The 23,096-nt window shown below is 72.7% G+C and carries 23 protein-coding genes; 16 read left to right on the top strand and 7 right to left on the bottom strand.

Translation table 11 applies throughout. The annotated features are described in order from the left end of the window. Positions 1-62: 62 nt before the first annotated feature. Entirely contained in the window at positions 63-1,880 is a 1,818-nt protein-coding gene (locus ABLE53_RS03950; RefSeq protein ID WP_348857356.1) for an MXAN_6640 family putative metalloprotease, read from the bottom strand. A gap of 156 nt (positions 1,881-2,036) precedes the next feature. Here ABLE53_RS03950 and dapE point away from each other — a divergent pair, with 156 nt between their 5' ends. The 7 genes from dapE to ABLE53_RS03915 all read left to right on the top strand — a co-directional run bounded on the left by dapE (position 2,037) and on the right by ABLE53_RS03915 (position 7,306). Further along, complete coding sequence (dapE, locus tag ABLE53_RS03945; RefSeq protein WP_348857355.1) at positions 2,037-3,116, top strand: succinyl-diaminopimelate desuccinylase; 1,080 nt, start codon at positions 2,037-2,039, stop codon at positions 3,114-3,116. Further along, entirely contained in the window at positions 3,113-3,832 is a 720-nt protein-coding gene (locus tag ABLE53_RS03940; protein ID WP_348857354.1) for an LOG family protein, read from the top strand. Before dapE ends, ABLE53_RS03940 begins: the two co-directional genes overlap by 4 nt. Further along, the gene (locus ABLE53_RS03935; RefSeq protein ID WP_348857351.1) at positions 3,832-4,152 is read left to right on the top strand and encodes a DivIVA domain-containing protein; all 321 of its coding nucleotides are present in this window, start codon (positions 3,832-3,834) and stop codon (positions 4,150-4,152) included. Before ABLE53_RS03940 ends, ABLE53_RS03935 begins: the two co-directional genes overlap by 1 nt. A gap of 15 nt (positions 4,153-4,167) precedes the next feature. Further along, complete coding sequence (locus ABLE53_RS03930; RefSeq protein ID WP_348857350.1) at positions 4,168-4,602, top strand: hypothetical protein; 435 nt, start codon at positions 4,168-4,170, stop codon at positions 4,600-4,602. A 24-nt stretch (positions 4,603-4,626) separates the two neighbouring features. Continuing rightward, positions 4,627-5,433, top strand: coding sequence for a M14 family zinc carboxypeptidase (locus ABLE53_RS03925; RefSeq protein WP_348857348.1), 807 nt, complete (start codon positions 4,627-4,629; stop codon positions 5,431-5,433). A gap of 156 nt (positions 5,434-5,589) precedes the next feature. Beyond that, the gene (locus ABLE53_RS03920; RefSeq protein WP_082574674.1) at positions 5,590-5,757 is read left to right on the top strand and encodes a DUF3117 domain-containing protein; all 168 of its coding nucleotides are present in this window, start codon (positions 5,590-5,592) and stop codon (positions 5,755-5,757) included. A 10-nt stretch (positions 5,758-5,767) separates the two neighbouring features. Further along, positions 5,768-7,306: a leucyl aminopeptidase family protein gene (locus ABLE53_RS03915; protein WP_348857346.1), complete on the top strand. Its 1,539-nt coding sequence runs from the start codon at positions 5,768-5,770 to the stop codon at positions 7,304-7,306. A 4-nt stretch (positions 7,307-7,310) separates the two neighbouring features. Here the strand turns inward: ABLE53_RS03915 and ABLE53_RS03910 are convergent, their stop codons facing one another. Further along, positions 7,311-7,958 carry an O-methyltransferase gene (locus tag ABLE53_RS03910; protein ID WP_348857344.1) on the bottom strand — a complete coding sequence of 216 codons (648 nt, stop codon included), beginning with the start codon at positions 7,956-7,958 and terminating at the stop codon, positions 7,311-7,313. A gap of 141 nt (positions 7,959-8,099) precedes the next feature. Between ABLE53_RS03910 and sigE the strand changes: the two genes are divergently transcribed. The 3 genes from sigE to ABLE53_RS03895 all read left to right on the top strand — a co-directional run bounded on the left by sigE (position 8,100) and on the right by ABLE53_RS03895 (position 10,689). Beyond that, positions 8,100-8,702: an RNA polymerase sigma factor SigE gene (gene sigE, locus ABLE53_RS03905; RefSeq protein ID WP_348857343.1), complete on the top strand. Its 603-nt coding sequence runs from the start codon at positions 8,100-8,102 to the stop codon at positions 8,700-8,702. Further along, a complete protein-coding gene (locus tag ABLE53_RS03900; protein ID WP_348857341.1) occupies positions 8,699-9,163 on the top strand; it encodes an anti-sigma factor family protein in 465 nt (154 codons plus the stop codon). The genes sigE and ABLE53_RS03900 overlap by 4 nt, the downstream gene beginning before the upstream one ends. A 137-nt stretch (positions 9,164-9,300) precedes the next feature. Further along, positions 9,301-10,689 carry a S1C family serine protease gene (locus ABLE53_RS03895; protein ID WP_348857339.1) on the top strand — a complete coding sequence of 463 codons (1,389 nt, stop codon included), beginning with the start codon at positions 9,301-9,303 and terminating at the stop codon, positions 10,687-10,689. An 11-nt stretch (positions 10,690-10,700) separates the two neighbouring features. Here the strand turns inward: ABLE53_RS03895 and ABLE53_RS03890 are convergent, their stop codons facing one another. Further along, on the bottom strand, positions 10,701-10,943 hold the full coding sequence (locus ABLE53_RS03890) for a helix-turn-helix domain-containing protein (protein WP_348857337.1): 243 nt from the start codon (positions 10,941-10,943) through the stop codon (positions 10,701-10,703). Positions 10,944-11,043: 100 nt separating this feature from the next. On the opposite strand from ABLE53_RS03890, the gene ABLE53_RS03885 reads away from it, so the two are divergent. Both ABLE53_RS03885 and ABLE53_RS03880 read left to right on the top strand, forming a co-directional pair. After that, positions 11,044-11,700, top strand: a complete 657-nt coding sequence (locus ABLE53_RS03885; RefSeq protein ID WP_348857334.1) for a hypothetical protein — start codon at positions 11,044-11,046, stop codon at positions 11,698-11,700. Between the two features lie 8 nt (positions 11,701-11,708). Next, entirely contained in the window at positions 11,709-12,926 is a 1,218-nt protein-coding gene (locus tag ABLE53_RS03880) for a CpaE/TadZ family protein (protein ID WP_348857333.1), read from the top strand. Here ABLE53_RS03880 and ABLE53_RS03875 read toward each other — a convergent pair. Beyond that, the gene (locus ABLE53_RS03875) at positions 12,923-14,293 is read right to left on the bottom strand and encodes a hypothetical protein (RefSeq protein ID WP_348857332.1); all 1,371 of its coding nucleotides are present in this window, start codon (positions 14,291-14,293) and stop codon (positions 12,923-12,925) included. The genes ABLE53_RS03880 and ABLE53_RS03875 overlap by 4 nt on opposite strands. Then, entirely contained in the window at positions 14,290-14,664 is a 375-nt protein-coding gene (locus ABLE53_RS03870; RefSeq protein WP_348857330.1) for a hypothetical protein, read from the bottom strand. The genes ABLE53_RS03875 and ABLE53_RS03870 overlap by 4 nt, the downstream gene beginning before the upstream one ends. Positions 14,665-14,763: 99 nt before the next feature. Between ABLE53_RS03870 and ABLE53_RS03865 the strand changes: the two genes are divergently transcribed. Both ABLE53_RS03865 and ABLE53_RS03860 read left to right on the top strand, forming a co-directional pair. After that, entirely contained in the window at positions 14,764-16,221 is a 1,458-nt protein-coding gene (locus ABLE53_RS03865) for a wax ester/triacylglycerol synthase family O-acyltransferase (protein ID WP_348857329.1), read from the top strand. After that, on the top strand, positions 16,218-16,553 hold the full coding sequence (locus tag ABLE53_RS03860) for a DUF6912 family protein (RefSeq protein WP_348857328.1): 336 nt from the start codon (positions 16,218-16,220) through the stop codon (positions 16,551-16,553). The genes ABLE53_RS03865 and ABLE53_RS03860 overlap by 4 nt, the downstream gene beginning before the upstream one ends. Here ABLE53_RS03860 and ABLE53_RS03855 read toward each other — a convergent pair whose 3' ends face one another. After that, positions 16,554-17,039, bottom strand: a complete 486-nt coding sequence (locus ABLE53_RS03855) for a DUF2505 domain-containing protein (RefSeq protein WP_348857326.1) — start codon at positions 17,037-17,039, stop codon at positions 16,554-16,556. 13 nt (positions 17,040-17,052) lie between these two features. Beyond that, the gene (locus tag ABLE53_RS03850; protein WP_348857324.1) at positions 17,053-17,526 is read right to left on the bottom strand and encodes a DUF2505 domain-containing protein; all 474 of its coding nucleotides are present in this window, start codon (positions 17,524-17,526) and stop codon (positions 17,053-17,055) included. Positions 17,527-17,692: 166 nt separating this feature from the next. Between ABLE53_RS03850 and ABLE53_RS03845 the strand changes: the two genes are divergently transcribed. Both ABLE53_RS03845 and ABLE53_RS03840 read left to right on the top strand, forming a co-directional pair. Then, positions 17,693-22,504 (top strand): NAD-glutamate dehydrogenase, encoded by a 4,812-nt coding sequence (locus ABLE53_RS03845; RefSeq protein WP_348857323.1) that lies wholly within the window; start codon positions 17,693-17,695, stop codon positions 22,502-22,504. A 110-nt stretch (positions 22,505-22,614) separates the two neighbouring features. Next, positions 22,615-23,079, top strand: a complete 465-nt coding sequence (locus ABLE53_RS03840; RefSeq protein ID WP_348857322.1) for a cupin domain-containing protein — start codon at positions 22,615-22,617, stop codon at positions 23,077-23,079. Positions 23,080-23,096 lie beyond the last annotated feature (17 nt).

The raw sequence follows: 23,096 nt of genomic DNA, 5'->3' as shown, positions 1-23,096 counted from the left end.
GACGTTGGGCCCTCGGACGCGCTGGATGCGTCCGAGGGCCCTACGTCCGTGGTGGCTCCGGGTCAGCCGGCCACCGTCGCGGTGTAGGCGAAGGTCGCCCCGTCGTGGTCCGGCAGCCCGTAGCAGGTGAACGACCAGTTCGGGTCGGTGCCGCAGGTGGCCGGGTCGATGCCCGTGCCGTTGACGAGGGTGACGTCCACCGAGGCGTACGACGACGGGCTGCCCGTCCAGGTCACCACGCCGTCCTCGGGGACCGGCCGGAAGACCTTGACCGCGCCCGAGCCGGTCACGGCGCTCACGATCACGCTCTGGTCCGGGGTGTCGGCCGGGAGCGTCACCGAGAGGGTCAGTGTGGCGCCCTTGAGCGCCGTGCCCGACGGCACGTACCGGACGTCGTACGACGCGAGGTGGTTGACCGCCGCCGTGCCGCCCGTCGTCCCCGCGCCGGTGAGCGCGACGGAGGTGTCGGGCTGCCGGGTCGGGTACGACGTGCCGGTGGTGCTCTTCTTGTGCGCGTTCGCGCCGAGGAGCCGGGAGGGGTACAGGCCGCCGAGGACGTAGCCGTCGTACGCCTCGGCCAGCGACGAGCCGACCTCACGGAGGGCCTGGTCGGCCGCGGTCAGCGAGGTGGTGTCGTAGCCGTAGTTGTAGCCGTTGTCACCGGGGGTCGACACCTTCTCCCACAGCACCCTGACGAAGTCGGGGAGCCCCGCCGTGCGGCTGGTCGCGATCGTGTCGGTGACGTACCGCCAGAACGACCACACGCCGTACTCGTTGTAGACCGCGTCGGGGTCGGGGGAGGCGTAGCCGTTGTCGTCGAGCGAGAGGCCCGGGTTGGTGAGCGGGCTCTCGTCGAGGTAGCGGATGTTGTCGTTGAGCTGCGGGTAGAGCTCGGTCTCGGCCCACATCGCGGTGGACTCCATCAGCCAGCCGTCGGCCCAGGCGTCGTACGCGAACTGCAGGACGTGCTCGTACTCGTGCGCGATGGTCACCCGGAAGTTGTCCAGCGGTGCCATCGTGTCGAACGTCGTGACGCCGGTGGTCGTCTGCGGGCTCGCGTAGTTCGCATCGAGGACGATGAAGCCGGCGCAGTGGATGCCTTCGTCGTCGCAGTGGTTCCAGTCGGCGGCCTCGAGGCCGAAGAAGTCGCCACCGCTGTCCTGCAGGTAGATGTCCACCTGGCCCTCGACGCCGGCGTACGGCCCGTCGGCCGGGTTGCCGACCAGGCCGTCGCTGTGCGGCCGGATCCAGCCGGCCTTCGCGTACGCCCGGGCCACCGACGACGCGATCCGGAGGACCTTCGCCGGCGTACCGGCGTCGGTGACCGCGTTGCCCGGGGAGAGCGGCCACACGTAGTCGGGGTCGCTCTGGTCGAGGCCCTCGTCCGCGGCTGCGGCGGCCTCGTTGTACGCCGCCACGTCGGCCTCGGTGTCGTAGTGGAGGCAGACGGTGCCGTCGCAGAGGGTGTTCGCGAGCGAGGACCGCCCGTCGGCGTCGACCGGCGGGGCGTCGTAGGCGCAGCCCGCGGCGCAGTAGACGGGCGCGTCGTCCGACGACTCGGTGGCGGCTGCCCGCTCCACGGCCGGGCTGGTGCCGCGGACCACCCGGTCGACGTACGCGCGCTGGGCCGCCGTCAGCTTGCTCCGGCCGGCGGTGAGATCGCGGTAGTAGGGCGTCAGGTCGGACGCGGCGCCGGGCTTGGCGACCGCCGAACGGAACTGCTCGAAGGACCGCTGGACCTGGGCCTTGGTGAGCGTGTGGTGCGGCCCCGGCGGTGCGGCCGCGGCCGCCGGTTCGAGCGTGCTGAGGCCGACGAGCGGCGGAACCGCGAGCAGCGCGACGACAGCGGCCGTGAGCGCGCGGGTGAGACGGTATCGCAAGGAGACTCCTCATCGGGGAGGGACGAAGCGCGCTGACGGTAGTGCGTAGCGAGCGCTACGAACGCAAACGAGACCGACTCTTCACGGGAACGTAACGGTCGGCGGTGAGTCGGGGGAGATCGAGACGTCGTACCGACGGGCTGCTTGACTAGGTGCGTGACAACCCTCGACCTGACCACCGACGTCGTGACCCTGACCCGGCAGCTCGTCGACATCGAGTCGGTGAGCCTGAACGAGCAGGCGATCACCGACGCGGTGGAGGCAGCGCTGTCGGCGTACGACCACCTCACGGTCACCCGCCGGGGCAACACCGTGGTGGCCCGGACCGAGCTCGGCCGGCCGGAGCGGGTCGTGATCGCGGGCCATCTCGACACGGTGCCGCTCAACGACAACCTGCCGAGCCGGCTCGACAGCGCGGCCGGGATCCTGCACGGTCTGGGCACCTGCGACATGAAGAGCGGCGACGCGGTCATCCTCAAGCTGGCGGCCACCCTGACCGAGCCGGTCCGCGACGTCACCTACGTCCTCTACGAGGCCGAGGAGATCGAGGCGATCCACAACGGGCTCGGCAAGCTAGCCGCCTCCGAGCCGGACCTGCTCGCGGCCGACTTCGCGATCCTGATGGAGCCCTCCGACGGCGTCATCGAGGCAGGCTGCCAGGGCACGATGCGAGTCGAGGTCAGGACGACCGGCGAGCGCGCCCACAGCGCCCGCTCCTGGAAGGGCTCCAACGCGATCCACAAGGCCGGCGAGGTGCTCCGCCGCCTCGAGGCGTACGACGCCAGGAAGCCCGTCATCGACGGGCTGGAGTACCACGAGGGGCTCAACGCCGTCTTCGTCTCCGGCGGCGTCGCCGGCAACGTGATCCCCGACGAGTGCGTCGTGACGGTCAACTACCGGTTCGCCCCGGACCGCAGCGAGGCCGAGGCCGAGGCGTTCCTGCGGGACTTCTTCGCCGGCTACGAGGTGACCCTCACCGACAGCTCACCCGGTGCGCTGCCCGGCCTCGACCGGCCGGCGGCCAAGGAGTTCGTCGAGGCCGTCGGCGGCGCCGACGGCACCGTCAACCCGAAGTTCGGCTGGACCGACGTCGCCCGCTTCACGGTGCTCGGGATCCCGGCGGTCAACTTCGGCCCGGGCGACCCGATGTTCGCCCACAAGCAGGACGAGCACGTGCCGATCGCCCAGATCGTGCACTGCGAGGCGTCGCTGCGCGACTGGCTGGAGAGCCGATGAGGAACACCTTCAACGGGATGCGGCCAGGCCCGACCCCGGACGGCGAGACGACCGACCAGCGGCTGCTCGACAGCCGCGGGCCGAGCGACTGGGTCCACACCGACCCGTGGCGGGTTCTCAAGATCCAGGCGGAGTTCGTGGAGGGCTTCAACGAGCTCGCCGAGCTCGGCCCCGCGGTCGCGGTCTTCGGCTCGGCGCGCACCCCGGTCGACGACCCGGCGTACGCCATGGCCGAGGAGGTCGGCGGCGCGCTCGCCCGGGCCGGCTTCGCGGTCGTCACCGGCGGCGGCCCGGGCGCGATGGAGGCGGCCAACAAGGGGGCTCTCCAGGCCGGCGGCACCAGCGTCGGGCTCGGCATCGAGCTGCCCTGGGAGGCCGACCTCAACGACCACGTCAACGTGCCGCTGAACTTCCGGTACTTCTTCGTCCGCAAGACGATGTTCGTGAAGTACTCCCAGGGCTACATCGTCCTCCCCGGCGGACTAGGCACCATGGACGAGCTCTTCGAGGCGATGACGCTCGCCCAGACCGGCAAGATCACGCAGTTCCCGATCGTCCTGATGGGTGTGAGGCACTGGGAGGGCCTGGTCGGCTGGATGCGCGACACGATGCTGGCCGACAAGCGGATCAACGAGTCCGACCTCGACATGCTCACGCTGACCGACGACGTCGACGAGGCGGTCGAGCTGATGGTGAAGGCCCGGGACTCCTCGTGATGTGGCTCTTCGCCGTCCTCATCGTGCTCGCGCTCGGTGGGGTGGCGCTTGTAGCCGCCGGTCTCGGCTCGCCGCTGGCGGAGGAGTACGGCGACCGCCCGGACGTGCTCGTCCCCGCCGACCGGCCGCTGCGCGCGGCCGACCTGCGCCGGCTGCGGTTCAGCGTCACCCTGCGCGGCTACCGGATGAGCGAGGTCGACGCGCTGATCGACCGGCTGGCGGCCGAGTACGCCGACCGGGAGGCCCTCGAGGCCGGACCCCGTGACCCGGACCGCGAGGAGGCCGCGCCCGAGCCGAATGGCGACCCGTCGCGCGACTGAGCCAGAATGCCCGCCGTGGGGTACCAGCAGCTGCTCGTCTACGTCATCACCCTCCTCGCGGCGGTGGTGGTGCTGCTGACCCGCCTGCGGCTGCGCTACGGCGGCGGGGGGCAGGGCGCGACGGGCGTGTTCCTGCCCGCCGTCCACTCGGTGTGCGGACTGCTCGGGCTGCTGATCTGGGTGGTGTTCCTCGTGGGGAAGAACGGCTCCGCGGCCGGCTCCTCGCTCACCGGCATCATCGGGCTCTTCTTCCTCTGGCTGGTCGTCGTCGCCGGGCTCTTCATCCTCCTCCGCTGGCTGCCCGCCCGTGGCCGCCATGCCGGGAGGCACTCCATGCACCCGGCAGCCGACAACTGGTCAAGCAGTCCGTGGTTGTCGATCGTCGGCCACATCGGCATGCTGCTCGGCGTGCTCTACATGACCTGGGCCTATCTCACCCAGGTGGTCTGACCCCGATCAGGAAGGCCCGAAGCGATGACGCGACTCGGCGCGCTGGTGACCCTCGTCCTCTCCCTCGCGGCCGTCCTCCTCGGGGCGCCGCCGGCATCGTCGTACGACGGGGCGCCGGCGGGCGTGGCGGCGACTCCAGCGGCGTACACCTCGGCGTACAGCTCATCGGCGGCGCGGCGTCCGGCGGTCAAGGAGGTCCGGGTGATCGGCCACTCGGTGAAGGGCCGCCGGATCTACGCGTTCCGGCTGGGCGAGCGGGGCAAGGGCATCCCGACCGTGCTGGTGATGTCGACGATCCACGGCAACGAGCGGGCGATCCGGCAGATCCCGCAGGCCCTGCGCGACGGCAGGCCGATCCACGGCGTCGACCTCTGGGTGATCCCGACCGCCAACCCCGACGGGTACGCGCGCAACACCCGCAAGAACGCACACGGCGTCGACCTCAACCGGAACTTCCCCGCCGACTGGGTGCACCTCACCGGCCACTACGCCTCCGGCCCGAAGCCTGCCTCCGAGCCGGAGACCCGCGCACTGATGCGGTTCCTCCGAACCGTCCGGCCCAGCCGGATCGTCAGCTTCCACCAGCCGCTCAAGGCGGTCGACACCGCCCACAAGAACAAGCGCTTCTCCCGTCGCCTCGCCCGCGCGCTGCACCTGCCGCTCCACACGGTGACGTGTGGCGGCGGGTGCCACGGCACGATGACGAGCTGGTACAACCGTCGCTTCCGCGGCACCGCCGTCACCGTCGAGTACGGCGCCCACCCCACCCGACACCGGATGCGGGTCGAAGCACCCCGGCAGCTGCTGCGCCTGTTCGGCGGCCACCGCTGACCAGACCGGGTCCTGGTTTGCGGCGCCTCGCGCCACACCCGTCCCGGGCATAGGGGATAATGGACGACGCGCACGACGCGATCCGGGCCACAGCCCCGGCCCGCCAGGACGCCAGACAACGCCGGACACACGGCCAGACACGGAATGAGGTGCCGCATGGCGGCGATGAAGCCGCGGACGGGAGACGGTCCGCTCGAGGTGACCAAGGAAGGGCGCGGCATCGTGATGCGCGTTCCGCTGGAGGGCGGTGGCCGCCTGGTCGTCGAGCTCAACGCCGAAGAGGCGGGCGCCCTCGGCGACGCCCTCAAGGACGTCGTGGGCTGAGCGGTCCGGCTTGTCGTCGAAGAGTCTGTCGCCCACCCTCCCGGTCCAGGTCACACCGCCACAGCTCGAGCTGAGCGCCCTCTCACCTGCCGAGGTCGACGCCGAGGTCGTCGCGCTGCCGGTCATGCCGGCCGGCGAGACGGGCTCGCTCGTCCTCGGACCCGGCGCCGCGGAGCTCGGCGAGACCTACGACCTCCTCGGCGTCCTCGAGGTCGAGGGCGCGACCGGCAAGGCCGGTGAGGTCACCTCGCTCCCCGTCACCGCCGAAGGCTCCCTGAAGCGGATCCTGCTGGTCGGCGTCGGCGACCAGCAGCGCACCGACTTCCGTCGCGCCGGCGCGGCTCTCGCGCGGGCGACGCGCGACCGGGAGTCGGTGGTCACCACGATCGTCGCGGCCGACCCGGCCGTGGCGCTCGACCCGTTCGTCGCGGGCGCGACCCTCGGCTCCTTCGACTTCCACTGGCGCTCGGGCGGCCCCCAGTGGCAGCCCGTGGGCCGCATCGTCCTGGCCGAGGTCGGCACGGAGCGGGCCGCCGCGTTGGCCCGTGCCACAGCGGTCGCCCTGGCCGGCTGGCGGTCCCGCTTCCTGGCCACCGTGCCGGCGATCCTCAAGAACCCCGCATGGCTCGCCGAGCAGGCCGAGGCGGTCGCCAAGGAGGCCGGGCTCGACGTCACGGTGTGGGACGAGAAGGCCCTCGCCAAGGACGGCTTCGGCGGGATCCTCGGCGTCGGCGCCGCCTCGGCCACGCCGCCGCGGCTCATCCGGCTCGACTACAAGCCGGCCAAGGGCGCCCGCCGCGCGCCGACGGTCGTGCTGGTCGGCAAGGGCATCACCTTCGACACCGGCGGCCTCAACCTCAAGCCCGGCGAGGGCATGGTCACCATGAAGCGCGACATGACCGGCGGTGCCGTCGTGCTCGCCACCATGGCCGCGCTCGCGGCGGTCGGCTGCCCGGTCAAGGTGGTCGGCCTCATCGCCGCCGCCGAGAACGCCGTCTCCGGCTCGGCGACCCGCCCCGGCGACGTACTCCGTCACTACGGCGGCCGCACCTCCGAGGTCACCAATACCGACGCCGAGGGCCGGCTCGTCATGGCCGACGCGCTGGCGTACGCCGTCGACCAGCTCAAGCCCGCCGCGCTCGTCGACGTCGCCACGCTCACCGGCGCGATGAAGGTGGCGCTCGGTCAGCAGGTCGGCGGCTACTTCGCCAGCGACGACGCGCTCGCGGCGCTGCTCGCCGAGGCCGCCGAGGCATCGGGCGAGCCGCTGTGGCGGATGCCGCTGGCCGATGTCTACGAGGAGCGGCTCGCCTCGAAGGTCGCCGATGCCGACAACGCGCCCGGCGGCCCCGGCGCGATCACGGCGGCGCTCTTCCTGCGCCACTTCACCGGCGGCCTCCCGTGGGCCCACCTCGACATCGCCTCGGTCGGCGACGCACCGGCCGACAGCTTCGAGTGGACCCAGGGCCCGACCGGCTTCGGTGCGCGGCTCCTGCTCAGCTGGCTGGGCCAGGACGACCCGCTGGCCGGCGTCGGCGACCGACGCTGAGGTGTCAGTCGGCCTGCCAGAGCTTCTTCGCGACCAGCAGCCCGTCGCCGACCGGCAGCAGGAGCGGCAGCAGGCGGTCGTCGCCGGCGACGGTCCTGCCGAGGTCGCGGATGACGACTGTCTCGTCGTCGCGCTGTGAGGGGTCGGCGACCCGGTCGTGCCACAGGGCGTTGTCGAACGCGACGATCCCGCCGGGCCGCAGCAGCCGCAGCGCCTCGCCCAGATAGTCGGCGTACTCCGTCTTGTCGCCGTCCACGAACACCAGGTCGTAGTGGGCGTCGGTCAGCCGCGGCAGGACGTCGAGGGCGGAGCCGGCGATCGTGCGCGCCCGCTGCGTCGGGATCCCGGCCTCGGTGAACGTCTTGCGGGCCAGCCGCTGGTGCTCGGTCTCGATGTCGACGGTGGTGAGTACGCCGTCGGGGCGCATGCCCCGCAGCATCCAGAGCCCCGAGACGCCGGTGCCGGTGCCGATCTCCACCACGGCCCGCGCCTCCAGCAGGGAGGAGAGGAAGCGGAGCGTGGCCCCGCCGCCGGGGCTGATGGGCGTCACCCCGACCTCCTCGGCGCGTGCCCGCGCGGCCGCGAGGACCTCGTCCTCGGCGACGAACTCCTCGGCGTAGGTCCAGCTGGCTGCTGAGATCGGAGTGGTCACGGCGACCAACCTATCCCGAGCGCGCCTGCCGCCCGGGGAACCCCGCCGGGTAGTGGTTCGTTGGTTTGTCACAGGCGGTTCTCAGTCGCCAGGTCTACCGTGAAGGAGTCAGTGACGACGTTGAGCTCGAGAGGACGCGCGATGGGTGCGATGGAGAGCGCTGCTGCTGCCGACCGCGGTGCGGCGGGTGTCCCGACGTGGGACGAGATCGTGGAGCAGCACTCCGACCGCGTCTACCGCCTCGCCTACCGTCTGACCGGCAACCGTCCCGACGCCGAGGACCTCACCCAGGAGGTCTTCGTCCGGGTCTTCCGCTCGCTCGACTCCTACAGCCCCGGCACCTTCGAGGGCTGGCTGCACCGCATCACCACCAACCTGTTCCTCGACCAGGCCCGCCGCAAGCAGCGGATCCGGTTCGACGCGCTCTCGGACGAGCGGGCGCAGCGGCTCACCAGCAGCGGGCCGACGCCCGACGACGCCTACACCGACCAGCGCTTCGACGACGACATCGAGCACGCGCTCGCGACGCTCCCGCCGGACTTCCGCGCCGCCGTCGTCCTCTGCGACGTCGAGGGGCTGTCCTACGAGGAGATCGCGCAGATCCTCGGCGCCAAGCTCGGCACCGTCCGGTCCCGGATCCACCGCGGCCGCGCGATGCTCCGCGAGGCCCTCGCCCACCGTGCCCCCAAGGGCGGCCGGATCCGCTACTCGGGGCCCAAGGTGCTCTGGGGCGGCGCCTCGTGAGTCTGCTCGGCGGCCATCTGGGCGCCCGCGCCAGCGCGCTCCTCGACGGGCAGCTGCCGGAGGACGAGGCCGAGCGCGCCTGGGCTCATGTCGAGGATTGCGCGGTCTGCCGCGGCCAGCTGGAGCGCGAGCAGTGGCTCAAGCGGCGGCTCGCCGGGCTCGGCTGCGCCCCCGATGTCGCCGCCCCCGACCGGCTCAAGGGCGAGCTGCTCGGCGCACCCCGGGTCACGACCGAGCAGCTGCTGCTCGGCTTCGCGCAGGAGCGGCGCTCGACGCGTCGTACGCTCGCCTTCGCCGCCTTCGGAGGCGGCGCCGTGGGTGCCGCCATGCTCGGCCTGCTCGCCGTCGGGGCGGGTCCAGCCGCCGCTCCGACCTTCCACCGCCACACGCCGGTCACCACGATCGACCCGACAGTGCCGACCGTCGCGGTCGTCCACAACGCCCGCCGCCCGGGCCGGTAGCCCGTACGCCGCCGCCCCGTGGGCGCGCGTTGGGCGCCTCGCGCCACAATGTGACCCATGAGCGAGCGCCAGCGAGCGACCATCGAGCCTCTCGGGCCGCCGCGTCCGTATCGTTGCTGGTTCCCCGTGGAGGCGGCATGAGCGAGGACCGGACGCCCGGGCGCTCCGCGCCGCCGCCCGCCTGGGTGCCGCCGCCGGGTCCGTCCGAGCCCCCGCCTAACTGGGGTCCGCCGCCCGGGCAGCCGCCTGTCCAGCCGCTCACGCAGCCGTTCACGCAGCCGTTGTCGCGCCCGGCGGAGCCGGCGACGGCCGACACGTCGAGCGGACCGACCGAGTCGACGGAGCCGACCGGGCCGGGTACGCCCCTCGGCACGCTCGCGCCCGGCGAGGCGGCGTCCCAGCCTGCTCCCGAGGCGGACCCGGCGGCCAAGCGCCCCCGGATGAGCCGTTGGGTCTGGCCCGCCGTCGCCGTGCTGTCCCTGGTTCTCGGCGTCGCCGGCGGCTTCCTCGGCGCGACCCTGCGCGACTCCGACGACGGGCCGGCACCGCAGGGCGGGCTCGACCCCGCGACCGTCGAGACGAGGGCGCCGCTGGCCGCCGACCAGGCGAGCGTCGTGAAGGTCGCCGACGCGCTGCTGCCGAAGACGGTGCAGGTCCTCGCGGAGTACCAAGGCGTGCGCAACGGCGCCTCCGGCTCCGGCTTCGTGCTCGACAAGCGCGGCCACGTGATCACGAACAACCACGTCGTCGCCGACGCCGCCACCGGGAACGGGCCGATCGAGATCGTCGACCAGGACGGCAACGAGTACGACGCCACGTTGGTCGGGCGCAGCACCGTCTACGACCTCGCGGTGCTCGAGGTGCCCGGCATGCGGCGGGTCGCACCGGCTGCGCTGGGCAGCGCCGAGCGACTCCGTGTGGGTGAGACGGTCGTCGCCATCGGGTCACCGCTGGGGCTGTCCTCGACGGTCACCGCCGGGATCGTGAGCGCCCTGCACCGACCGGTGTCCACCGGCAACACCGCCGACGACATGTCGTACATCAACGCCGTGCAGACCGACGCGGCCATCAACCCCGGCAACTCGGGCGGGCCGCTGGTCAACCTGCGCGGCCAGGTCGTCGGCGTCAACTCGGCGATCGCGACCGCCGGCGGCAGCAGCCAGGGCGAGTCGGGCAACATCGGGGTCGGCTTCGCGATCCCGATCGACCAGGTCAAGGTCACCGCTCGCCAGATCCTCGACACCGGACACGCGACCTATCCGGTCGTCGGCGCCCGCGTCGAGACCGGTGGCACCGCCAACGACGGCGCCCGGATCGAGTCGGTCGACAAGGGCTCGCCCGCGGCGAAGGCCGGAATCCACGCGGGCGAGCGGGTGATCGAGGTCGAGGGTCAGCGGGTCACCGACGGCATCGGCCTCATCGTCGCCATCAGGTCGCACCAGCCGGGCGAGAAGGTGAGCTTCACCGTGCTCGACGGTGGCGAGGAGCGGACCGTCGACGTCACCCTCGGCTCACACGTCGACTGACCTCGCCGGGCTCAGGCGTCGACGTCGGCCTCGGACTCCAGGAACGGGTGGTCGGCGACGAAGGCCTTCGTCTCGGCGTACATCTTCTGGATGTACTCCTCCAGCACGCTCGCCTCGACCCGCCACTGGCCGCGGCCGCCGATCTTGATCGCCGGCAGCTCACCGCGGCGGACCAGGGCGTAGACCTGTGCGCTCGAGGTGTTGAGCACCTCGGCGACGTCGGCGAGGGTCAGGAAGCGGGGGGCACCGGCCATGGTCCCATGTTCCCAAACGGATCCGGTTCGCACACGCGCGCCTCGCTGACCTGTGGACAACGGGCGTGACAGGGACGGTCGGTGCACCGATGATGTGCGCGTGGCAGAGAATCCCGGGACGGCTGCGCCGGCCGTGGCACCCCCGGCGGTCAGGGCCTCGCGGGCGGGCTGGCGCGACCCACGGCTGTGGCTCGGCGTCGCCCTGGTGGCGGCCTGCGTCGTCGCCGGCGCTCGGATCATCGGGTCGGCCGACGACACCGTGCAGGTCTGGGCGCTCGCCCACGACGTCGCGGCCGGAGACGTGCTGACCGAGGACGACCTGAGGCCCGAGCGGGTCCACTTCGCCGACGGGAGCAGGCTGGGGGACTACTACGAGGTGGACGACGCGCTGCCCGCGGATTTCGCCCTGACCCACGGCGGCTCGGCGGGCGAGCTGTTGCCGCGCAGCGCCGTCGGGCCTGCGGGCGGGAGCGGGCTCCTCCAGGTCCCGATCTCGGTCGATCCGGCCCAGGTGCCGCCCGCGGTGGAGGCGGGCTCCGTCGTCGACGTGTACGTCGGGCGGCCGCCCGCCCGCGACGAGGACGGGCCGGCGCTGGGAGCCGTCGACGTGGTCTCGGTGGTCCCGCCGGAGGAGTCCTTCTCCGCCAGCGGCACCGAGCAGCTGACCCTCGCGGTGAAGGAGAAGGACGTGCCCGGATTCCTCGCGCTGGTCGGGTCGCTCGACGAGCCGGCCGTGTCGGTCGTCCTCCGGCGTTAGGAGCCGACGTGGCCGTCATCCTCGTCGTCGCCGCCGGGGCCGCCTGGGAGCCCGCGGCGCTCACCCTGCTGGAGCAGGATCCCGCCACCGTCGTCCTCAAGCGCTGCGTCGACGTCGACGAGCTGCTCGCCGCCGCGACGTCCGGGCAGGCCGACGCCGCGCTCGTCGGCGTCGACGCCCCGGGGCTGGACGGTCCCGCGGTCGAGCAGCTGCGCCACCACGGCCTGCGCACCGTCGCCGTGGTTCCGGCCGGTGCGGGCCAGGACGCCGCCCGGCTGCGGGCCGCCAGGGTCGGCATCGCCCGCGTGGTCCCGGACGACGACCTCGCCGTCCTGCCCGCGGTGCTCACCGCGCCCGACGAGCCCGCCCCACCGGCCGGCGGTGACACCGCCACCGGGCGCGACGGTCGCCCGGCGGCGTACGCCATCCCGGCCGCGGGCGTCGGCACCGGCCGCGTCCTCGCCGTCTGGGGCCCCGCCGGCGCCCCCGGACGTACGACGGTCGCCGCAGCCGTCGCCGCCGAGCTCGCCCGTCGGCGGCTGACGACGCTCCTCGTCGACGCCGACCCGTACGGCGGGTCGATCGCGCAGCAGCTCGGCATCCTCGACGAGATCTCCGGCCTGCTGCAGGCCGCACGGCTCCAGGCCGGCGGCGAGCTCACCAGCCGGGTGGCGACGGCGGTGCGCAGCCTCGGCGCGCACTTCGGCGTCGTCACGGGCCTGCCGCGCGCCGACCGCTGGACCGAGCTGCGACCCGGGCTCGTCGAGGAGCTGGTCGAGGTCGGCAGCCGCGCAGGTCACGTCGTCGTCGACACCGGCTTCAGCCTCGAGGAGGACCTCTCGGGCGCGCTGACCGGCCGCGCCGGCCGCAACCAGCTCACCACCGAGGCGCTCGAGGTCGCCGACGAGATCGTCGCGGTCGGCACCGCCGACCCCGTCGGCCTGACCCGGCTGGCCCGCGGTCTGGTCGACCTGCGCGAGCGCGGCGGCGGTACGCCGGTCAGGGTGGTCGTCAACCGGATGCGACCGAGCCTCGGCTGGACCGAGCGCGACATCGCCGGGATGGTCGCGGGCGTCGCCCGGCGGGTCGGGCTGCACTTCCTGCCCGACGACCGGGCGACCGTCGACAAGGCGCTCGTCGCCGGCCGCACCCTGGTCGAGACGGCCGCCGACGGTGCGTTGCCGAAGGCCGTCGTCCCGCTCGTCGACGCGATCCTCGCGGCCTAGGACGCGAAGAGCAGGTAGAGCCCGCCGATGGTGAACCCGATCATCGTGACCAGCAGCGGGATCTGGCCGGTGACCAGGTGCTTGCGCGGCAGCACCTCGAGCGCCCGGATGTGGGCCGACCAGACGCCGAGCACGTGGCCGACGACGACGGAGAGCACCTTGAGGTCGGCCAGCAGGGTCGCGTGGTAGGCGAAGAAGTAGTTGACCTGCAGCCCGCTGGTGCCGAACCAGTTCCCGCCGTTGCTGAGCGGGTCGGAGGCCTGCCGCAGCGTCGCCTGGCCGGCCTCCCAGTAGTAGCTGAGGTAGTGCGCCACGACGTACCCCACGACGATCGGAACGATCGACGGCGCGAGGTGCGCGGGCAGGTGGCGCCGGTCGACGTGGCCGACACCGGTGAGCATCGTCCCGGCGCAGTAGAAGATCGCGACGGCCAGCGGGAAGCCGATCAGGGCGACGTTGTCGAGCGGGTAGCCGAGCCGGTGGGCGGTGATGAACTCGCCCTGCTTCAGCTCCAGCCACGGGGTCGAGTCGCGGAACGAGTCGAAGACGATCGTCCCGAACAGAACGCAGACGACGGTGACCAGCCCGGCCGCCGGCCGCAGCGTGTCGAGGTTGCCGAGCGGGGTGCGGACGACGAGCCGGCCGATGTCGTCACGGGCCCACACCGACAGCTTCGCGACCAGGCTGGAGTAGACCTCGAACGGGTCGCAGCGCTCGTAGAACCGGGTGCCGAACAGCTGACCGCCGACGAGCATCACCGCGACGTAGATCGCACACCACAGCCGGACCGGGCCGAGGTAGTTGTTGTTCGGGTAGACCAACTCCATCCACGCGAACGCGAGCAGCCCGACCGCCGCCGGCCAATAACCGAGCCTCTCGGGGTAGCGGTAGAGCGGCTCACCCGAGCCGCCGCGCAGGGCGGTGAACGCGGCGTTGATCGTCCGGACCGGGCTGATCGCCTTCCACGCCGGCCCGAACAGCACCGAGAACGGCACCAGGCCGATCCACCACCAGACGTAGAAGATCCCGAAGAGCGGGTTGTTGGCGATGTCGCGGCCGAAGCAGGCGACCAGCACGGCGTACGCGAAGAAGAGCATGCCGACCGTGCGCAGCGCGACGGCCCACGCGGTCGAGTCGACCACCCGGCCGAGCGCTGTGACCCACGAGGGCCGCCACTGCCGCGGAGCGGGTACGCCGGCGGGTGCGTCCGCCTCGGCCACGCTCTCGACGGCCTCGGCCTCGTGCCACCGGGTGACCAGCACGAGGACGACGAACGAGACGACGAGCGCCAGGACCGCTCCGAGGATCGCCTGCTCGAGCGGGATCGGTAGGTCCTGTCGGCCCCCGATCCCGTGGGCGAGGATCACTTGACCTCGAGGATGAAGAGCGTCTTCTCCAGAGCGTGCGACTCGACCTCGATGCGGCCGGGCACGTCGAACGAGCCGATCGAGATGTGGGTGGTCCCGGCCTTGTAGGAGTACTCCTTCGCCGGGTCGGAGTGGACGTGGATCTCGCCGTCGGAGTCGGCCTGCACCTCGAGCTCGACCTTCTGGCCGCGGGAGACCTCGATCGTCTCGCCGTTCGGGGTGACCGAGTCGCCCTTGAAGGTGACGTCGATGACCTTGGTGCCCGTCGACGTGCCGGAGCCGGTGTCGCTGTCGCTCCCGCAGGCCGCCGCCAGGGAGACGACCCCGAGAAGGGCTGCCACGATCGCGAACAGGCGCACGGAGTGGCGCATCACTCGCCTTTCTTCTCACGGACGGGCCCCCACGGCCCGCCGGAACTCTGTCACAATCCCATGCGAACCAAAGAGGCTCCTGAGAGGAGGCAGGGCAGCGTGAGTGACCGGCTCAGCCCGCGCGACCTCACCTTCCTGACCCAGGAGACAGCCACCGCGCCGCGCCACAACGCCACGGTCGACATCCTCGACCCGGCCGACAGCGGGTTCGACTACGACGTGTTCCTCGAGCTCGTCGCCGACAGGCTCTCGTTCGTCCCGCGCTACCGCCAGCGGATCCAGGTGGTCCCCGGCCGTCTGGCCGCCCCGGTCTGGGTGGACGACGAGCGCTTCGACCTCGAGTACCACGTACGCCGTTCGGCGCTGCCGCGGCCGGGCAACCTCGACCAGCTGCGCGACCTCGTGGCCCGGGTGGTCTCGCGGCCGCTCGACCGCAGCCGGCCGCTGTGGGAGATCTACGTCGTCGAGGGGCTCGCCGACGGTCGCGTCGCCGTGCTCTCCAAGGCCCACCAGGCGCTCGTCGACGGCATCGAGACCGTCGACCTGGGCCAGCTCCTGCTCGACGTCAGCCCGAGCTCGACGCCGCTCGGCGAGGACGGCTGGATGCCGCGCCCGGCGTCCGGCCCGCGGCTGGTCTTCGGCGCCGTCCGCGACACCCTCACCGACGTCGACACGCTCTCCCAGACCGCCCAGAGCCTCGGCGGCTTCGTGCTGCGCGGCGTCGCCGGCGCTCTCGGGCTGGTCGGCTCGGTCGCCCAGACGATCGCCGGCCGCCGTCCGGAGCGGCCGACGCCGCTCTCCGGCCAGCTCTCCCAGCAGCGCCTCGTGGTCGCGCTCGAGAGCGACCTCGAGGACTACCGGCGGATCCGCGACACCCACGGCGGCACGGTCAACGACGTCATCCTCGCGGTCGTCGCGGGCGGTCTGCGCGGGTGGCTGATGACCCGCGCGGAGTCGCTCGCCGGCCTGCGGCAGGTGCCCGCCGTCGTACCCGTCAGCGTCATCGACGACGACCTCGAGGCCACCGCGATGGGCACCCAGATCGCGCCGCACTTCGTCGAGCTGCCCGTCGGCGAGGCGAGCGCGGTGGTGAGGCTCCACCAGGTCTCGTACTCCTTCGAGAAGCACAGGGAGACCGGCCGCGCCGTCGGCGCCGACCGGCTCGCCGGCATCACCGGCTTCGCACCGGCGACCTTCCACGCGATGGGGTCGCGGGTCGCGTGGGAGAGCTCGGCGGACCGGCTGCTGTCGGTCTGCAACGTGCCGGGGCCGCAGACGCCGCGGTACGCCGCCGGCGCGCGTCTCGTCGCCAGCTACCCCGTCCAGCCGCTCGAGCCCGGCCATGCGCTCGCCGTCGGCGTCACGTCGTACGCCGGCAAGGTCTTCTACGGCGTCACCGCCGACCGCGACCTCGTGCCGGACGCGGCGGTCCTCCAGCAGTGCCTGCGCGACGCGCTCGACGAGCTGCTGGACACCACCACCGGGGAGCGCCACCGCGCGCCGCGCGGACGCAAGCGGACGAGCACCAGGTCGACGACGAACGGGGGCGGGTCGTGAGGATCTACGTGCCGGCCACCGTCGACCTGCTCGCGCAGTGGTACGCCGCCGGCGCGGTGCCCTCCACCGACGACGGCTTCCTGGCGCCCGACGAGTCGGAGGAGGGGGAGTACGCCGCCCTGATGTCCGCCGCCGACGCCTCCGCGGCCCTGCTGTCCGGCCCGGGGCGCCGGGTGGTGGTCGTCGTCGAGACAGGCTCCGGTGCGACCGGTCCTGTGCCGCTCTCCGAGGCCGTCGCCGTCCACGCCGACGTGGTCGACCGGCCCGCGGGTGCCGACCCGGACGAGGACCTCGGCTGGTTCGCCACCCAGGAGATCCCGGACCTGATCTAGCTACGCCCCCTGCTCGGCGAGGTAGGCGACCCCGACCTCGTGCTCGGAGCGGTAGGCCTTCCTCATCAGGTCCTGGACGAGCGCCTCGATCCGGCCGCCGACGAGCGGGATGGACACCTTGATCGAGAGGTGGACGGTCTGCGTCGTACGACCGGCGTTCTCGACCAGCGTGGTGTTGCCGCGGATCGTGGCGAGGCCGCCGGCCGGGGTGATCTCGACGACCGCCGCGGTCTCCGAGGACCAGACCTCGTGGTGGTGGACCACGACCTCGCCGGAGACGAACCGTGACGCGACGGCGGGTACGCCGGCGGTCGGCTGCACCCGCTCGATGGTGACCTGCAGCGGCGTGCCGCCGATGCTGACCGAGCGCCGCGACGCGCCCTGCGCGTCGCAGACCCGCTCGCGGAAGGTGGGATCGGCCAGCATCTCGGCGACCCGCCGGACGGAGGCGTCGTACGTGTGCTCGACGGTGAGCGTCGTGGTCATGGCGGCCTGCCCGTCAGCCGGCGAGCCAGGCGACGCCGACCTCGCGCTCCTTCTTCAGCGCCCTCTCGAAGATCGAGAGGATCAGGTCCTCGAGCTTCCCGCCGACCAGCGGCACGTGGACGGTCGCGGTGAGCGCGACCCTCTCCACCGTGGTGCCGTCCCTCTCGGTCAGCGTCGCGGTGCCCTTCAGGTCACCGGGCTTGCCGGGCAGCGTGACGACGATGTCGCCGGTGGTGAACGCGGCGTCCCAGGTCTCGTCCTGGTGGACCTCGATGGTGTCGCCGACGAACTTCTTCGCGAAGCCCGGCACCCCCTGCACCACCTGGGAGTAGACGATCGCCACCCGCGTCCCGTCGATCGTCACGCTCCTGCTGAGGGCGTGCTGGGCCTCGCACACCCGCTCCCGGAACGCCGGGTCCGAGACCATCTTCGCCACCTCGGCCACCGGCGCGTCGTAGGTCAGGTCGATCGACAGCTGCTTGCTCATGGCCGACATCATGCCGAAGACGCCCGGTCCCGGGCCGGTGAGTCCAACCACACCGGCCCACCTAGGTCCGTCCTCGGCCCGGCCAAGTCTGCGCCGATGGATCCCATCGGCAGATCCTTCGTGCCTGGTCTCGTCCGCGGGTCGAGGTGGGTCTACCGTCGTCTGGGTGTCCACGAACACGCCGAAGTCCGCTCTCGTCGAGACCGCCGTGGCGGAGGCGCCGCCTCCGGAGCGGGACTCCGTGGAGCGGCTGCTGCCGGCGTACGTCCGACACGTCGCCGCCGAGGACCTCGCCGGACGCAGCCCGCAGGACGTCCGCGGGGCCCTCACCTCCCACCTCGCCCTCGCCACCACCCGGCCGCAGGGCACCGCGCGGGTGCGGGTGTCGACGCCGACCACGACCGACGAGGGCTGGTCGGCCGGGGGCCGCAGCGTCGTCGAGATCGTCGTCGACGACATGCCCTACCTGGTCGACTCGGTCACGATGGAGCTCGCCCGCGAGCACCGCGACGTGCACCTCGTCGTCCACCCCGTGTTCGACGTCGTCCGCGACCTGACCGGCGCGCTGCAGGGGGTCGCGCCGGTCGCGGACGCGTCGAGCTCACCGGCCGACGGCGCGGTCCGGGAGTCGTGGATGCACATCGAGATCGACCGGGTGCCCGACGAGGACACCGGCCGGATCGTGGCCGACCTCCAGCGGGTGCTGCAGGACGTGCGCGAGGCCGTCGAGGACTCCGCCAAGCTGCGGCAGCGTCTCGCCGACATCGTCGCCGAGCTGCGCCGTACGCCGCCGGTGAGCGTCGACCCGGCCGAGGCCGCCGAGGCGGCCGCCCTGCTGGAGTGGCTCGCCGACGACCACTTCACCTTCCTCGGCTACCGGGAGTACCGCCTCGGGTACGCCGACGGCGCCGAGGGTCCCGAGGCGGGCGGGGAGCCGGCGTACCTCCGCGGTGTCCCGGGCACCGGCCTCGGCATCCTCCGCGCCGACCCGGACCTCTCGCCCGAGAAGGGCCTGATGCCGCCGAAGGTCCGCGAGCGCGCGCGGGAGAAGACGGTGCTGGTGCTGGCCAAGGCCAACTCGCGCGCCACCGTCTCCCAGCGGGCGTACCTCGACCACGTCGGCGTCAAGGTCTTCGACGAGTCCGGTGCGGTGGTCGGCGAGCGCCGGTTCCTCGGGCTGTTCACCACCCGCGCCTCCCGCGAGTCGGTCACCCGGATCCCGGTCCTGCGCGTGAAGGTCGCGCAGGTGCTCCGCGACAGCGGATTCGACCCCAGGAGCTACGGCGGCAAGGAGCTCCTCGACGTCCTCGAGACCTACCCGCGCGACGAGCTGTTCCACACCCCGGTCGAGGAGCTCGAGCCGATGGCCGAGACCGCGACCGGCGCCCGTGAGCGGCGGACGCTGCGGGTCTTCGTCCGGCCGGACACCTACGGCCGCTACGTCTCGGTGCTCGTGTCGCTCCCGCGCGACCGCTACTCGACGTCCGTGCGCGAGCGGTTCGCGCAGATCCTCACCGAGGAGCTCGGCGGGACAGACCTGGAGTTCAACGTCCGCATCGGCGAGACCACCAACGCCCGGGTCCACTTCGTCGTCCACGTGCCGCCCGGGAGCCTCGACGACGGGGTGGACGTGGCGGCGCTCGAGCGTCGGCTGCAGGCGGCGACCCGCAGCTGGCGCGACGACCTGGTGAGCGCCCTCATCGCGGCGTACGGCGAGGACGGCGCGGGCCGGCTCGCCCGCTTCCTCGACGCCTTCCCGGAGGCCTACAAGGAGGACTTCGCGCCGACGGTGGCCGCCGAGGACCTCGGCCGGCTGGAGAACCTCGCGCCGCCGAGCGGCGTTGACTTCGCCGTCTACCAGGAGCCCGGCGCGCCGGTCGAGGAGGTACGGCTCAAGGTCTACCGCGTCGGCGAGGCGATGTCGCTCAGCCACGTGCTGCCGATGCTCACCTCCCTCGGCGTGGAGGTGACCGACGAGCGGCCGTACGAGCTCGACGGGCTCGAGCACCGCACCTTGGTCTACGACTTCGGGCTGCGCTGCGGCGACCGGGCGACCTGGCAACGGCCGGAGGAGGAGCAGGAGCGGCTCTGCGACGCGCTCCGGGCGCTGTGGGCCGGACGGAGCGAGGTCGACGGCTTCAACGCGCTCGTGCTCGAGGCCGGGCTGACGCACCGGCAGGTGACGGTGCTGCGGGCGTACGCGAAGTACATGCGCCAGGGCGGCACCCCGTTCTCGCAGAGCACCATCGAGACCGCGCTGCGCAGCAACGTCGCGATCACCCGGCTGCTGCTCGACCTCTTCGCCGAGCGGTTCGACCCGACGGGCACCGGCGGCCGGCAGGACGCGATCGCGGAGGAGATCGGGGCGGCGCTCGACGACGTCGCCAGCCTCGACCAGGACCGCATCCTGCGCTCCTACCTCGCCCACATCCGCGCCACGCTGCGGACCAACTACTGGCAGACGCGCGAGGGCGCGCCCAAGGACTACCTCTCGCTCAAGCTCGAGCCGACGATGCTCCCCGACCTGCCGCAGCCGCGGCCGGCGTACGAGATCTTCGTCTACAGCCCGGCCGTCGAGGGCGTGCACCTGCGGTTCGGCGCGGTCGCCCGTGGCGGGCTCCGGTGGTCGGACCGGCGTGACGACTTCCGCACCGAGATCCTCGGCCTGGTCAAGGCGCAGATGGTCAAGAACACCGTCATCGTGCCCGTCGGCGCGAAGGGTGGCTTCGTGCCCAAGCGGCTGCCCGACCCCTCCGCGGACCGGGAGGGCTGGCTGCGGGAGGGCCGGGCGGCGTACGTCACCTTCATCTCGGGGCTGCTCGACGTCACCGACAACCTGGTCGACGGAAAGACCGTCCCGCCGCCCGACGTCGTACGCCACGACGGCGACGACTCCTACCTCGTCGTGGCCGCCGACAAGGGCACCGCGACCTTCTCGGACCTGGCCAACTCGGTGGCGGCCGACTACGGGTTCTGGCTCGGGGACGCGTTCGCCTCCGGGGGCTCGGTCGGCTACGACCACAAGGCGATGGGCATCACCGCGCGCGGCGCGTGGGTGTCCGTGCAGCGGCACTTCCGCGAGCTCGGGCTCGACACGCAGCGCGAGGACTTCACCGTCGTCGGCGTCGGTGACATGTCGGGCGACGTGTTCGGCAACGGCATGCTGCTCTCGGAGCACATCCGTCTCGTGGCCGCCTTCGACCACCGCGACATCTTCCTCGACCCCGATCCCGACCCCGCGACGTCGTATGCCGAGCGGCGCCGGCTCTTCGACCTCCCGCGGTCGAGCTGGCAGGACTACGACCGGTCGCTGATCTCCTCCGGCGGCGGGGTCTACTCGCGGCGGCTCAAGTCGATCCGGATCGACGACGCCTGCCGCCGGGCGCTGGGGATCGACGCCGGGGTGACCTCGATGACCCCTGCGGAGCTGATCAGCGCGATCCTCGAAGCGCCGGTGGACCTGCTGTGGAACGGCGGCATCGGCACCTACGTGAAGGCGTCCCACGAGCCGCACTCGGCGGCGGGCGACAAGACCAACGACGCGGTTCGTGTGGACGGCCGCGACGTGCGCGCCCGGGTCGTGGGGGAGGGCGGCAACCTCGGCCTGACCCAGGCCGGCCGGGTGGAGTACGCCATGCACGGCGCCTCCGGGGTCGGCGGCCGGATCAACACCGACGCCATCGACAACTCCGCCGGGGTCGACACCTCCGACCACGAGGTCAACCTCAAGATCCTGCTCGACCGGCAGGTCGCCGCCGCGGAGCTGACCACCGCCGACCGCAACGCGCTGCTCGGCGAGATGACCGACGAGGTCGCCGACCTCGTCCTGGCCGACAACGAGGAGCAGAACCTCGCGCTCGCCAACGCCGCCGCGCACGCGCCGTCGCTGCTGCACGTCCACGAGGAGTGGATGGCGCGGCTGGAGGAGCGCGGCGTCCTCGACCGCGCGGTGGAGGGACTGCCCTCGACCGCGGAGGTGCGCCGCCGCCTCGAGACCGGCGGTGCGCTCACCGCCCCCGAGCACGCGGTGCTCATGAGCTGGACCAAGATCGAGCTGGCCCGGGAGCTGATCGACACCGACCTGCCCGACGACCCCTACATCGCGGCCGGTCTGCCCGCCTACTTCCCCTCGCTCGTCCGCGAGCGGTTCCCCGAGGCGATCGAGGCCCACCCGCTGCGCCGCGAGATCGTCGTGACCCAGGTCGTCAACGACGTCGTCAACCACGCCGGCAAGACCTTCTGGCCGCGGCTCGTCGCCGAGACCAGCGCCCCGATCTCCGACCTCGTGCTCGCGCGCTTCGTGGCCCGCGACGTCTTCGGCGTCGCCGAGGTGCTGGACGAGATCCGGGCGCTCGACCATCGGGTCGAGGCCGGGCTGCAGACGCGGATGCGGGTCGACGCGCGCACCCTCGTCGAGCGGGCGACCCGTTGGCTGGTGGCGCACCGGCCGGGGGAGGGCTCCGCCGCCGTCGAGCGGTTCCGCGGGCCGGTGCAGGAGGTGCTGGCGCGGCTGCCGGAGCTGCTGACCGGCGCCGAGCTGGCGGCGTACGACGCCCGGCGGGAGCGGCTCCTCGACGGCGACGTCCCCGCGGGGCTGGCCTCCCGGGTGGCGATCCTCCCGGCGGCGTACGTCCTGCTCGCGGTGGTCGACGTCGCCCTCCGCGAGCGCCTCGACCCGGTCGAGGTGACCCGTACCCACGTCATCGTGGGGGAGCGGCTGGGGCTGCCGACGGTCCTGGACCGGATCGTCGCGCTCCCGCGCGAGGACACCTGGGAGTCGATGGCGCGCGCGGCGATCCGCGAGGACCTCCACGCCGCCCACGCCGAGCTCACCGCGCGGGCACTCCACGACCCGGCCTGGCTCGACTCGCGCGAGGTCGCCCACGCCGCCGACATGCTCGGCCGGATCGTCGCCGACGAGAACGCCGACCTCGCCCGGCTCTCCGTCGGGCTGCGGGTGATCCGCGGACTGCTCTGACACCGAACTGTCACGGTGACAGTCCGGGGCGTGCGTGACGGTTGCGAACTGTCGACGAAGGCGCGAGGTGTCACGGTGACACCTCGCGCGGGCCATGACAGGCTGCCAGGGTGATCGATCCGTACGACGACTTCCACCGCGCCCTCTCGGCGATCGAGCCCGACGGCCTGGTGGGCGACACCGCGCAGACCGGCGGCATGCGACGGCTCGAGGCGATCTCGGGCAGGTCGGTCGGCTCGCGTGACCTGTGGATGGGCCAGACGCACGTCGCGCCCTCGACCGCGTCGGCCAACCACCACCACGGTCACTCCGAGACCGGGATCTACGTCGTCAGCGGCCGGCCCGAGTTCGTGTTCCTCGCCGAGGACGGCGAGGAGACCCGGCTGGTCACGGGTCCGGGCAGCTACGTCTACGTGCCGCCCTGGGTGCCGCACCGCGAGGAGAACCCCGACCCCGACGACGAGGCGGTCGTCGTCATCGCCCGGACCACGCAGGAGGCGATCGTGGTCAACCTCGACAGCCTCGAGTGGGTCGGCCCGGTCGCCGTCGGCGAGGCGCCGCCGCCGGCGCCCTAGGCCCGGTCGTCGACCCG

The organism is Nocardioides asiaticus, from assembly GCF_040049175.1.
In the GTDB taxonomy this organism is placed as follows: Bacteria; Actinomycetota; Actinomycetes; order Propionibacteriales; family Nocardioidaceae; genus Nocardioides; species Nocardioides cheoyonin.
The sequence above is the reverse complement of the archived record's forward strand: the minus strand, read 5'-3'. Positions and strand labels throughout refer to the sequence as shown.

What these genes read in the sequence shown, in the direction of transcription:
- ABLE53_RS03940 (WP_348857354.1), top strand. Translation starts at nt 3,113, where the DNA reads ATGAGGAACACCTTCAACGGGATGCGGCCAGGCCCGACCCCGGACGGC.
- ABLE53_RS03935 (WP_348857351.1), top strand. Translation starts at nt 3,832, where the DNA reads ATGTGGCTCTTCGCCGTCCTCATCGTGCTCGCGCTCGGTGGGGTGGCG.
- ABLE53_RS03925 (WP_348857348.1), top strand. Translation starts at nt 4,627, where the DNA reads ATGACGCGACTCGGCGCGCTGGTGACCCTCGTCCTCTCCCTCGCGGCC.
- ABLE53_RS03920 (WP_082574674.1), top strand. Translation starts at nt 5,590, where the DNA reads ATGGCGGCGATGAAGCCGCGGACGGGAGACGGTCCGCTCGAGGTGACC.
- sigE (WP_348857343.1), top strand. Translation starts at nt 8,100, where the DNA reads ATGGGTGCGATGGAGAGCGCTGCTGCTGCCGACCGCGGTGCGGCGGGT.
- ABLE53_RS03895 (WP_348857339.1), top strand. Translation starts at nt 9,301, where the DNA reads ATGAGCGAGGACCGGACGCCCGGGCGCTCCGCGCCGCCGCCCGCCTGG.
- ABLE53_RS03890 (WP_348857337.1), bottom strand. Translation starts at nt 10,943, where the DNA reads ATGGCCGGTGCCCCCCGCTTCCTGACCCTCGCCGACGTCGCCGAGGTG.
- ABLE53_RS03870 (WP_348857330.1), bottom strand. Translation starts at nt 14,664, where the DNA reads ATGCGCCACTCCGTGCGCCTGTTCGCGATCGTGGCAGCCCTTCTCGGG.
- ABLE53_RS03855 (WP_348857326.1), bottom strand. Translation starts at nt 17,039, where the DNA reads ATGACCACGACGCTCACCGTCGAGCACACGTACGACGCCTCCGTCCGG.
- ABLE53_RS03850 (WP_348857324.1), bottom strand. Translation starts at nt 17,526, where the DNA reads ATGAGCAAGCAGCTGTCGATCGACCTGACCTACGACGCGCCGGTGGCC.